Consider the following 10,858-nt stretch of genomic DNA (forward strand, 5'->3'; position numbering starts at 1 on the left):
AGCCCGCCGCCTCGGCGGCTGGTGAGCACCGCGCCCATCTGCAGAGAGGCGTAGTAGTTCACCACGGTCCCGAAAACATGCGGCATCACCGGCATGTCGAACGCGTCGGCCAAGGCGGCAACCCGGCGCATTCCAGTGAAGCCGCCGCATACCGCCAAATCCGGCTGCACGATCGAGAAGGTGCGGGCCGTGATGAAATCCCGGAACGCGGCCAGGCTGCCCAGGGCTTCCCCGCCCGAAATGGCGACACCGACCGCGGCTGAGACGGTTTGGTAGCCGGCAATGTCCTCTGGCTGCACGGGCTCTTCGATCCAGAGCAGCCCGGCCGCCTCCATCCGCCTCGCGGCCTCGATTGCGGCACGCGCGGTGTAGCCCTGGTTGATATCGATCATCAGCGCGGCCGCATCGCCGATCTGCCGGCGCATGGCGAGGATGGCGGCCGCGTCCGTGCGAGGATCATTGCCGCTGCGTGGCTTGAAGGCACGGTAGCCCGCTTGCAACAGCGCCTCGGTCTCTGCGGGGAAATCCCGGTAGGGGTCGGAACCCTCCTGCATGAACGGGCCGCTCGCATAGGCGAACATCTGCTGCCGCAACGCACCGCCTAGTAGTGCCGAAACCGGGACGTTCTGCGCACGCGCGGCGGCATCGTGCAGCGCCATGTCCAGGGCGGAGATCGCCATCATCGCGGCGCCGCGGCGGTCATATCCCACAGTGGCGGCCATGCTGTGAAACAAGCGACCGGTTGCCGCCGGGTCTTGCCCGAGAAGGAGGCGGGCGAGTTTTGCACGAATGAACGCTGCCGCCGCATGGGGCGAGGCGCCGGTTTCGCCCCAGCCGGTGATCCCGGTATCGGTCACCACTTCAACGAGCAGCGCCTCGCGGCTGCGCATCACGACGATGGAATTGGCGATCGGTTCGGCGAGTTTGAATGCGACGTGATAGCCGCGAATCTCGATGATCTTCATGAGGTGATTCCAACGCCCGAAGAGATGTCGCTCCCGACAAATAGCTTGTAGCATGCGGCGACGCCAATGGTTTGCACGGGAGTTTTGCCGAAGATGACCATCCGCAGTGTCGAAGCCATTCCGCTGAGCTTGCCCTACGAGATGTTTGGGCCAAAGCCGCTATTTGCCGGGCATCCGCGGCAGATGGAAATCCTGCTGATCCGGGTAGAAACCGAGGCTGGGATTGTCGGTTGGGGCGAAGCATTTGGCTACGCGATCTGGCCGGCAACGCGGGCGGCATTGGTCAATCTGGTGGCGCCGTTGGCGGTGGGGAAAGATGAGGCGGATATCGCCGGACTGATGCTGAGCCTGCAGCGACAATTGCATTTGCTGGGCCGCACCGGCGCCGTAACGTTTGCCTTGTCCGGGCTGGACATCGCGTTGTGGGATATCGCGGGCAAGACTGCGGGCCAACCCGTATCTGCGTTGCTCGGCGGCGCCAAACATTGCGATCTGCCGGCCTATGCCAGCCTGATGCGGTATGGCGACACAGCGCTGGTTGCTGCCAATTCCGCCAAGGCGGCGGGGCGCGGGTTTCGCGCCATCAAGCTGCATGAAGTGACGGTGCAGAATGTCGCCGCTGCGCGTGAGGCGATCGGCCCGAATGTTGGGCTGATGATGGACGTGAATTGTCCCTGGACTGTGGCACAGGCGCTTGAAATCGCGACCGATCTGCGGCCATTCGATCTGATGTGGTTTGAGGAGCCGGTTTGGCCGCCGGAGGATTTCGCCGGCCTTGCCGCGGTGCGGCGTGGTGCGGGCATGCCGATCTCCGCCGGCGAGAATGCAATGAGCGCGATGAACTTCGAGCAGATGTTCGCTGCCGGCGCGGTCGACGTGGCGCAGCCGAGTGTCACCAAGATTGGCGGGATTTCCGAATTCATGAAGATCGTGGCGATCGCGGCGAAGCATGGCGTGCCGTTGGTGCCGCACTGTCCGTATTTTGGGCCGGGCTTGTTAGCCAGCGTGCATATCGTCGCCACCTTCGTGGCGGAAACGATGATCGAGTATTCGTTCGCCGATTTGGGCGCGAGCCCGCTCGGTCAGTCGATCGCGCTGAAGGACGGGCGGATCGCCGTGCCAACTGGGCCGGGCCTGGGATGCGATCCAGACCAGGCGATCGTCGCGCAGTATCGCCTGGCCTAGGCCGGGCGGGTGGCCGCCACACCGGTGCCAGCGCGGCTGCGCGTATGGTTCATATACAGCAGAATGCTGGCGCCGGCAGCCGAGATCAACGCCATCGGCAGGAAGGCCAGCGCAAAGCTGCCACCAGCGCCGCGGATCATTCCCACGATGTAGATCGGGAAGAACGAGATGAGGCTGCTGACGGCATTCACCTGCGCAATGCCGACCGCCTTCATATCCGCAGGCAGCCATTCTGTGGCGACGGCCCAGGTCGGAGACTTGCCGGCATAGATGCCCATGATCGAACACCCTATCATCAGATAGGCGAAGATGAATTCGCCGGACACCAACATGAGTACGGTACACACGGCTGAGGCATAAAGCGGAAGCGCTGCATGCCACACGCGTTCCCGAAACCGGTCGGACGAATAGGCCGTCAATAACAATGCCGCGGCGCCGAACAAATAGGGCAGGGCGTTCAGCCAGCCGATGGATGTGTCCGCCATGCCAAATGACTTGATGAACCGCGGCGACCAGACGGCATAGGTGTTGGAAATTGCCGAGGATGCGGACAACACGACGGCGAGCCCAAGCACGGTCGGGTTGATCAGGATCCGCCATAGCGAGGCATGTTTCGCGCCAACGGCATGTCGCAGCGGTTCGTCGCGTTGCAGCATGGCAGTGTAGATCGATCGCTCCTCCGCCGTCAGCCATCGTGCGTTGGCGGGGCCGTCGGCGACGAAGAAATAGCAGACGATTCCCAGCAATACGGCGGGAATACCCTCGAGCACAAACAACCATTGCCAGCCGGCGAAACCAAGGATCTTGTCCATTTGCAACAGCGCGGCCGAAATGGGTGAGCCAACGACACCGGATAGCGGAATCGCCAATGCGAACCAACCGATGAACGAGGCGCGAAACGACCGCGGGAACCAGAAGGTAAGATACAGGATCACGCCGGGGAACAACCCGGCCTCCGCTGCACCCAGCAATAGGCGCAGGCTTAGAAAGGACCAAGTTCCCTGTACCAATGCCATCGCACACGTGATTAGTCCCCAGGTCACCATGATGCGGGTCAAGAACAACCGGACGCCGAACCGGGTGATGAGGACGTTGGAGGGGACTTCGAACAACACGTAGGATATGAAATATAGCCCGCCGCCTAGGCCGAAGGTTTCCGGTGTCAAATGGATGGTCTGGTCCATCTGGAACGTGGCGAAGCCGATATTCACCCGGTCGATATACGACACGAGGTAGCAGATCATCATGAACGGCAAAATGCGCCAGGCCGCCCGGTAGACGAGCTTTTTCTCAACCGCGCTAACGTCTGGGTGGTTCACGTGACGGGGCCGAAGTCGTACAGCGTGCGTGGGTTGTCGACTAGGATGCGGTTGCGGGTGGCCTCGTCCGGCACCCAATCCAGCAGCAGGTCCAACAGATCGCCGTCATTCGGCATCTTCTGTTCGTTCAGGTTTGGGTGCGGCCAGTCTGTGCCCCAGACCAGCCGCTCCGGCGCATGCGCAACCAGTGCGTGGGCGTATTGCGTCATGTCGGGGTAGGGCGGGTCCATAGTGGAACACCGCATAGGGCCGGACAGTTTCACGTAGACGCGGCCGGTGTCCAGCATGCGCAACATGGCTTGGAAGACGGGCTGGTTCAGCCCGGCCTCCGGCACTAGCGTGCCGAAATGGTCGATCACGATGGTGTTGGGCAAGGCCAGCAATTTGTCGACGCTTTCCGCCAACCCACCGGTATGCGCGTAGAATTGCACATGCCAGCCATGCTCGAAGATTGCGGCCGCGAGATCCGGTAAAATGGGCGCCAGATGCTTGCCACGCTGATGGCTGGAAAAGCGGACGCCACGGACGCCCTGGCGATGCATGTCGTTGATTTCGGCCTCCGGCAGATGATCCGGCGGCACGGCGACGCCACGGAAGTAGCCAGGAAAGCGGCCCATCGTGTCCAACATGTGGCGGGCATTGCGGCCGTAGCCGCCGCCGCTGACCAGAACACCGCCCGAGATGCCGATAGTCTTGTGCAGTGCGATCAGCGTTTCCGGCAGGGCGTCGGCGATCTCGTAGAACGATGTCGGATCAAGCGGATATTGCGACGCCGGGCCAAACAGATGGAAATGCGCGTCGATCGCGCCGGGTGGGCATTTCAGCCGGGGCGTCTTGGTGTTCGGATCTGGCGGTGGACTCAGTAGCGCCACGTCGTTTCTCCCGCGCCGGGTCGAACCCAGCATTGGAACAAGAGTCCACCGTGGCTAAGCGAGGGACAAGTGACTTCTATCGAACCAGACATGAATATTGTTCATCACGCAGTCGCCGCGATGCGCTGCCGTGATGCGGGGCGGGACTGGCGGCGACCTTTTTCGATCAGCGCGATCAAATCCTGCGCTGCCGGCGACAGAACGCCGCCGCGTTTGAATACTAGCCCAACGACGCGGCTGATGCCCGGGTTACGCAACGGGCGTGCAACGATACCCGGTGTGCCCATTGCGTCGATCAGCAGGCTTGGCACGACGGTGAAGCCATTCTGCGCCGCCACCATGTTGATCGCCGTGGAAACATGCTGCACCTCGTATTGCCAAACCAGGGATTCGCGTCGTGACCCAAGCGCGTTGTCGATCAACAAGCGGTTGCCTGCCTGCGAGCTGATTCGGATGAGCGGCAGACCTGCCAGATCCGACCAATCCACTGATTGTTGCGCTGCGATGGCATGGCTTGCCGGCGCGACAAGCACGAACGGCTCCTTCATCAGCGGCCGCGCCTCCATGTCGGGACGGTTGGCGGCCAGGATGGTAATGCCGAACTCTGCATCGCCGGCGGCTACACGTTCCACGATCTCCGTCGCCGAATTGTCGTAGATGCGGACGGTGATGTTGGGGTGCTGCAGCGCAAATTCGTGCAAGATTGGCGGCAGATAGTGGCTGGCCAAAGTCGGCAGGCAGCCCAGGGCGAGTTGCTGCTGCTTGACACTGCCCTGTTTGCGCACGGCATCCAGCGAGGTCTGCAGATCGTCCATGATCTGCCGCGCCTTCGGCAGCAAATCCATACCCGCCGCGGTCAACGTCACTTGCGGCGTGGAGCGGATCATGAGTTTGACGCCCAGATCGTTCTCGAACTTGCGCATCCGATGACTGAGCGCAGTTTGTGACAGGTTCAGGCTGGTCGCAGCGGCCTGGAAGCTGCCACGCGCTGCGATGCTGACGAACGCCTGCAACCCAAAGAAATCGACCCGCACCCTTGGCTCCCAATATTTATGGGCGAAGGATAGGACCGATGCCGGGACATGCAAGCGATTCATCTGTCATACGGAGGTGCTCACTTGACTCACCACGGGTCGATTAGGCTGACATGGTGGAATGAAGATCACCGGGCTGCGCACGGATATTGTCCATGTTCCCCTGCCAACCCCAATTCCCAGTAGCCTCGGCGTCATCGAGCATGCGGGCTGCATCCTGGTGCACCTGGAGACAGATGTCGGGATGGTGGGGGAGGGCTTGGCATTTACCGTGAATGGGCGGCGCAGCGACGTGCTGCTGGCGGCGATTCGTAGTTACGAGCCGTTGGTCCTGGGATCGGAGCCGGAATTTGGCGGCGGCTTCTGGCAGGCGGCTTGGAATGGGATGGGGTTTTTCGGCCATCGCGGCATTGCGGTGTTGGGACTGGCGCCGCTGGATATGGCCATCATGGATCTACGCGCGAAGAAGGCGGGGGTAAACGTCGCCCGCCTGTTGGGTGCGTGCCGGCAATCCGTGCCGGTCTATGCCAGTGGCGGCCTGCGCCTATCCGCATCGATCGACGGGTTGCAGACGGAAGCATCCGCCATTCTCGCCCGAGGTTTCCGCGCGCTGAAGATGTCGCTGGGCAAACCGAGCACGGCGGAGGACGTTGCGCGCGTCCGAGCTGTGCGGGACGCCGTGGGGCCCGGCGTTACGTTGATGGCCGATGCCAACCAACAACTGACAGCGGCCCGCGCCATTCATCTCGGCCGCGCGTTGGAGGCATTCGAACTCGCCTGGATCGAGGAACCGGTGCCGTATCACGACCACGCGGCAGAAGCAGCGGTGGCCGCCGCCCTGGCCACGCCGATTGCAAGCGGAGAGAATGAATACACCAGGCTCGGCATGATGGAGATGCTGCGGCTGCAATCCGCCGATATCCTGATGCCCGATCTGCAACGCATGGGCGGCCCGACCGAGTTCATGAAGGTGGCCCACATGGCCGAGGGATTTGGCATACCCATTTCGTCGCATCTGTTTACCGAGATGAGCCTGCCGCTGATGGCCGCCATCCCCAACGGGATGGTCCTGGAGCACATGCCGTGGTTCAGCCCGCTTTATCGCGAGCCAGTGACGCTGGACGCGAAGGGCCATGCCATCGTGCCGGACCGCCCGGGTTGGGGGTTCAGTTTCGATCCGGATGCCATTGCCCGGTTCCGCGTGTAGCGCCATGAGTGACGATGCCAGCCGATCGGCCTTGCGCAAAACCGCCTGGCGGCTGCTGCCGATTCTCGGCGGCGTATTTCTTCAACTACCTGGATCGCACCAGCGTTGGCATAGCGGCGCTGACGATGAACCACGATCTCGGGCTGACGGCGGCGCAATTCGGCTGGGGCGCCGGCATCCTGTTCTTCGGCTACTGCGCATTCGAGGTGCCGAGCAGCCTGGCGCTGTATCGGTTCGGCGCCCGGCGCTGGATCGCCCGCATCATGATCTCGTGGGGGCTTGCCGCGGCGGCCAATGCCTTCGCAACTGGGCCGAACAGTTTCTACATCATCCGGTTCGTCCTGGGCGTGGCGGAGGCAGGATTTTTCCCGGGTGTCATCTTCTATTTGGCGCTGTGGTTTCCCGCTGAATACCGCACGCGCATGACAGCGTGGTTTATGCTCGCGATGCCGGTGTCCTCGCTCATCGGCGGCCCGGTGTCGGGGCTGCTACTGCAAATGCAGGGGTTTCTGGGGTTTGCCGGCTGGCAATGGCTGTTCCTGGTGGAGGGTTTGCCCGCCTGCATCATCGGCTTCGTTGTGCTGGCCTATTTGGCGGATGGCCCGGCGGATGCGCCCTGGCTGAACCCGGCGGAGCGGGAGGCGCTGGCGGCGATGCTGGCGGCCGAACCACGGCACCGGGCGAAGACCACCATGCGGGCTGCAATCGGCGACATCCGCGTATGGGTTCTGACGGTCGTAACCTTTGGGCTCACCATCGGGTCGTTCGGCATGGGCGTGTGGCTGCCGTTGATTTTGAAGGAACAGCACGTCTCCAACCTCGCCGTCGGGTTCCTGTCGGCAATTCCGTATCTGTTCGCCACTATCGGCATGATGGTGTGGGCGTGGCGGACAGACCGGGCGGGTGGCAAGCTGCTGAATCTTGGGCTTGGCTGTATCGTTGCTGTGGCTGGGCTGGTGTTTTCGGTCGTCTATGGCTTGCTGGTGCCTGCGCTGGTGGTGGGGCTGACGGTCGCGCTGACTGGCACCACCGCCGCGCGCACGATGTTCTTCGCCATCCCTTCGACGTTCCTGACTGGCGCGGCGGCGGCAGGCGGATTGGCATTCATCAACTCCATCGGCGCATTTGGCGGCTTCGTCGGCCCCTACGTGATGGGTTGGCTGAGGGAGACGACGGGCTCGTTCGATGCGGGTATGCTGGCGATTGCCGGGGTGATGGGGGTGACGGCGATATTGTCCTTTGCGCTGCGACCGTGGATGCCGCGCAGCTAGGAAATGTCGGACGGCAGGCCCGCCCATACCTCGTCCGCGGTGAAGGGACCCGGCAGCAAACCCTGCTCCGACGTGTAGCGCACCGCGAGTTCTATGGCGGGCTGCAAGGTGGCGCGGCCGATCAGTAGTTCGGGCGGGGCATTCGCGCTGGCGGCTTTGGAATTGCCGAATAGGTCGATCAATTGCGCTGCTAAATTCGGCTGTTTGCGCAGGGTTGCACCGCGGATCGTCACCAGGTGGTTCACCGGGATCAGATGATGCAGGTTCCAGAACGCGGTGCCGGCGGCGGCCGGGTCGGGAAAGACGGTGCGGAACGCCGGATCATCCGGTACCTCGTTGCCGACCACGATGGCGTCCACGTCGCCGGCATGCAGCAGGCCCAGCAATTCGGCACCAATTGGCGCACGCTCGGCCCAGGGTGGGTCGCGATATTCAGCGACGTGGGCGTCTTCAAAGGTGATCCAGCGGATTTGCTCGGGGCTGATGCCATGCTGGTCGTGCAGAACCCCGCGCAGCCAAACGCCGGTGGTCTGGCTGTAGGCCCGCACGCCGATTCGCTTGCCTGCCAGATCCGCCGGGCCGCGGATGGCGCTGCTGGCAAGGCACAGCAAAGCCGCCTCCTGGAACCGGGCGGCCAGCACGATTGGCAGCAGCACGATGTCCTTGCCGTATGCTTTCGCCTGCAAGAACGTCGCGATCGCCATCTCCGAAACATCGTAACGTAGGTCGCGCACCATTGGGGCGAAGGCGCGGCTGATCGGCTTTACGTCGGCAAAGCGTAGGTCCAACCTTGGGTCCCCCACTTTTCCGTCTAGCAGGGCCGTGGTGTGGGGATACCGGCCAATCGCCGCGGTCAGCATCGGCCGGCTCAGCCCGGCCCCGCGTCGCGGTAGACCAGCCCCTTCTTGGCCAGCGCCTCGCGCATGCCGTAGATGTCCAGGCCCAATTCACCGGTCTGCAGCCGGGCGCGCACGCCTTCCTCCTTGACCTCGCGTTGCCGGCTCAGCACCAGCACGGCGTCGGCCCTCAGGCGCGGAATGACGACCACGCCGTCATCGTCGGCCAGGATGAGGTCGCCGGGCTGGATCAGTTGCCCGGCACATACCAGCGGCACGTTCACCGAGCCGAGCGTCTCCTTCACCGTGCCCTGGGCCGACACCGCGCGGGACCAGACGGGGAAACCCATCTTCGTCAGTTCGGCCACGTCACGGCACCCGGCCTCGATCACCAGGCCCACTACACCTCGGCTGATCAGCGAACTGGCCAGCAATTCCCCGAAATACCCGGCGTCGGAGGGGGAGGTAGGGGACACCACCAGGATGTCGCCGGGCTTACACTGCTCGGCCGCAACGTGGACCATCCAATTGTCGCAGGGCGGCAGCGACACGGTGACGGCAGTGCCGATGGCCTTCGCACCGGCATAGATCGGCCGCATGGTGCTGGCCAGCAATCCAGTGCGGCCCTGCGCCTCGTGCGCGGTGGCGACGCCGATGCCGCTATAGGCCTCCAATGTGGCGCCGGGCACGCGCGGTGGGTTGGTGATGACGACGCTCATCCCAGAGTCTCCACCACGTGCGGGAAGACAGACTGGTAGCCCTCGCCGTAGGTGATCTTCTTGTCGGAGTTACGGGCGGCCTGGGCGCCACGCTGCAGGCCCACGCGGGTGTAGTACTCCCACAGATGCTCCTGCCCGGCCATGCATTCGATGGCGGCGCGCTTCTTGTCCCACACGCTGGTGATGTCCAGCAGCACGTCCGGCTTCCAATCGCACTGCTCCGGCTGGTGTGGCTCGAACAGGAACACTGGGGGCGCCCCAATCACCTTCTGCTCCGGCTTGTGGCCATGCGCCTGGGCCACGATGCGGGCGTGCTGGGCGAAATCGGTCACCGCCGGGTGGTCGTGGTTATAAAGATCGCGGCTGGAATGTGTGAGCATGAAGGCGGGATGGATGGCGCGGTAGACGTCAACCAAGCGGAACAGCGCGGCCTCGTCCAGCGTAATCGGGTAGTCGCCCAGATCCCAGAACTGGATGTCGGCAACGCCTAGCACGGCGGCCGCGGCCTCCGCCTCCTTCTGGCGTTCGGATTTGACGCGGTCCAACGTCATGCCGGGTTGGCGCCAGAGTTTGGCGGATTCGCCGCGCTCGCCGTAGGAAAGGCAGATGACCGTCATCGCCACGCCGGCCGCAGCGTGCAGGGCGATGGCCCCGCCGGCGCGCCACACGAAATCCGCAGAATGGGCGCTGACCACCAGGCCTGTCTTGCCACTTGCCACGATCGACTCCCCCTCAGATGCGTGCAGTTTAGTCCGGCAGCGACGGGAGCGTCGTATTGCTTTGCGCGCCATCGATATAACCGGGGGTTATAGGAGCCAATCCGCGTTGCGTCAGTTCCTGGATATAGACGGTGAGACAGGCGACGAAGCCGCGTGCGGCGGCGGAGAGGGGGCGGGACGGGTCTAGGATGAGGCCGGCCGGGCGAGGGGGGGCATCGATTGGCAGCGTGACCACCCGCAGCGTGCCGCGTAGCAGGTCCCCCACCATCATCAGCCGCGGCATGACCGAGATGAGGTCGGTGCTGAGCAGCATTTCCCGGATGAAGCCGTAGGAACTGGAGCGCAGCGGCATATCGGGCCCCAGCTTCAGCAACGCAAGCAGATGCTCGATTTCCTGCCCGACGCGCTGGGTGACGGTAGGCAGGACCAATTCGTATTGCCGCAAGGCCTCGATCGTGGCCTGGGGCTGCTCGAACAGGGGGTGACCGGTGCGGGCCAGGACGGAGATGGGTTCGGCCCATAGCGGGTGGCGGTCGAACCCATCCGGCACGGCGGGCTGGTAGAGGCGGCCGACGATGAGGTCGATCTCGCCGATGGCAAGGGCTGGCAGTAGATCCTCCGTTCGGCCCTGCTGCAGGCGCACGGTGAGGCCAGGGTGCTGAATGCGCAGCCGGGTCAGCACGCCGGGCAGCACGCCGGTTGCGGTCACGGGCAGGGCGCCCAGGGTCACC

The 10,858-nt window shown here is 63.7% G+C and carries 11 protein-coding genes; 3 read left to right on the forward strand and 8 right to left on the reverse strand.

Annotated elements, in window-relative coordinates; genetic code table 11:
* Positions 1–965 (reverse strand): mandelate racemase/muconate lactonizing enzyme family protein (locus GSQ76_RS06010; RefSeq protein WP_158743010.1); only part of this gene is annotated, 965 nt, incomplete at its 3' end.
* A 93-nt stretch (positions 966–1,058) separates the two neighbouring features.
* Here GSQ76_RS06010 and GSQ76_RS06015 point away from each other — a divergent pair.
* Entirely contained in the window at positions 1,059–2,150 is a 1,092-nt protein-coding gene (locus GSQ76_RS06015; protein WP_158743011.1) for a mandelate racemase/muconate lactonizing enzyme family protein, read from the forward strand.
* On the opposite strand, the gene GSQ76_RS06020 is transcribed toward GSQ76_RS06015, so the two are convergent.
* From GSQ76_RS06020 to GSQ76_RS06030, 3 genes are all read right to left on the reverse strand, one after another.
* Positions 2,147–3,469, reverse strand: a complete 1,323-nt coding sequence (locus GSQ76_RS06020) for an MFS transporter (RefSeq protein WP_158743012.1) — start codon at positions 3,467–3,469, stop codon at positions 2,147–2,149. The genes GSQ76_RS06015 and GSQ76_RS06020 overlap by 4 nt on opposite strands.
* The gene (locus GSQ76_RS06025) at positions 3,466–4,341 is read right to left on the reverse strand and encodes an amidohydrolase (protein WP_216850923.1); all 876 of its coding nucleotides are present in this window, start codon (positions 4,339–4,341) and stop codon (positions 3,466–3,468) included. The genes GSQ76_RS06020 and GSQ76_RS06025 overlap by 4 nt, the downstream gene beginning before the upstream one ends.
* A gap of 104 nt (positions 4,342–4,445) precedes the next feature.
* Positions 4,446–5,375: a LysR family transcriptional regulator gene (locus GSQ76_RS06030; RefSeq protein WP_158743014.1), complete on the reverse strand. Its 930-nt coding sequence runs from the start codon at positions 5,373–5,375 to the stop codon at positions 4,446–4,448.
* Positions 5,376–5,496: 121 nt separating this feature from the next.
* Between GSQ76_RS06030 and GSQ76_RS06035 the strand changes: the two genes are divergently transcribed.
* Complete coding sequence (locus GSQ76_RS06035) at positions 5,497–6,582, forward strand: mandelate racemase/muconate lactonizing enzyme family protein (RefSeq protein WP_158743015.1); 1,086 nt, start codon at positions 5,497–5,499, stop codon at positions 6,580–6,582.
* A 14-nt stretch (positions 6,583–6,596) separates the two neighbouring features.
* Positions 6,597–7,853: an MFS transporter gene (locus tag GSQ76_RS06040; RefSeq protein WP_216850924.1), complete on the forward strand. Its 1,257-nt coding sequence runs from the start codon at positions 6,597–6,599 to the stop codon at positions 7,851–7,853.
* Here GSQ76_RS06040 and GSQ76_RS06045 read toward each other — a convergent pair.
* The 4 genes from GSQ76_RS06045 to GSQ76_RS06060 all read right to left on the reverse strand — a co-directional run.
* On the reverse strand, positions 7,850–8,713 hold the full coding sequence (locus tag GSQ76_RS06045; protein ID WP_254070267.1) for an ABC transporter substrate-binding protein: 864 nt from the start codon (positions 8,711–8,713) through the stop codon (positions 7,850–7,852). The genes GSQ76_RS06040 and GSQ76_RS06045 overlap by 4 nt on opposite strands.
* Before the next feature lie 8 nt (positions 8,714–8,721).
* Positions 8,722–9,408 carry a 4-carboxy-4-hydroxy-2-oxoadipate aldolase/oxaloacetate decarboxylase gene (locus GSQ76_RS06050; protein ID WP_158743016.1) on the reverse strand — a complete coding sequence of 229 codons (687 nt, stop codon included), beginning with the start codon at positions 9,406–9,408 and terminating at the stop codon, positions 8,722–8,724.
* The gene (locus GSQ76_RS06055; protein ID WP_272482676.1) at positions 9,405–10,127 is read right to left on the reverse strand and encodes a PIG-L deacetylase family protein; all 723 of its coding nucleotides are present in this window, start codon (positions 10,125–10,127) and stop codon (positions 9,405–9,407) included. Before GSQ76_RS06055 ends, GSQ76_RS06050 begins: the two co-directional genes overlap by 4 nt.
* 28 nt (positions 10,128–10,155) lie before the next feature.
* On the reverse strand, positions 10,156–10,858 hold a 703-nt coding region (locus tag GSQ76_RS06060), incomplete at its 5' end, for a LysR substrate-binding domain-containing protein (protein WP_158743018.1).

The organism is Acidisphaera sp. L21 (assembly GCF_009765685.1).
Taxonomy (GTDB): Bacteria; Pseudomonadota; Alphaproteobacteria; order Acetobacterales; family Acetobacteraceae; genus LMUY01.

What these genes read in the sequence shown, in the direction of transcription:
- GSQ76_RS06015 (WP_158743011.1), top strand. Translation starts at nt 1,059, where the DNA reads ATGACCATCCGCAGTGTCGAAGCCATTCCGCTGAGCTTGCCCTACGAG.
- GSQ76_RS06035 (WP_158743015.1), top strand. Translation starts at nt 5,497, where the DNA reads ATGAAGATCACCGGGCTGCGCACGGATATTGTCCATGTTCCCCTGCCA.
- GSQ76_RS06040 (WP_216850924.1), top strand. Translation starts at nt 6,597, where the DNA reads ATGCCAGCCGATCGGCCTTGCGCAAAACCGCCTGGCGGCTGCTGCCGA.
- GSQ76_RS06045 (WP_254070267.1), bottom strand. Translation starts at nt 8,713, where the DNA reads ATGCTGACCGCGGCGATTGGCCGGTATCCCCACACCACGGCCCTGCTA.
- GSQ76_RS06050 (WP_158743016.1), bottom strand. Translation starts at nt 9,408, where the DNA reads ATGAGCGTCGTCATCACCAACCCACCGCGCGTGCCCGGCGCCACATTG.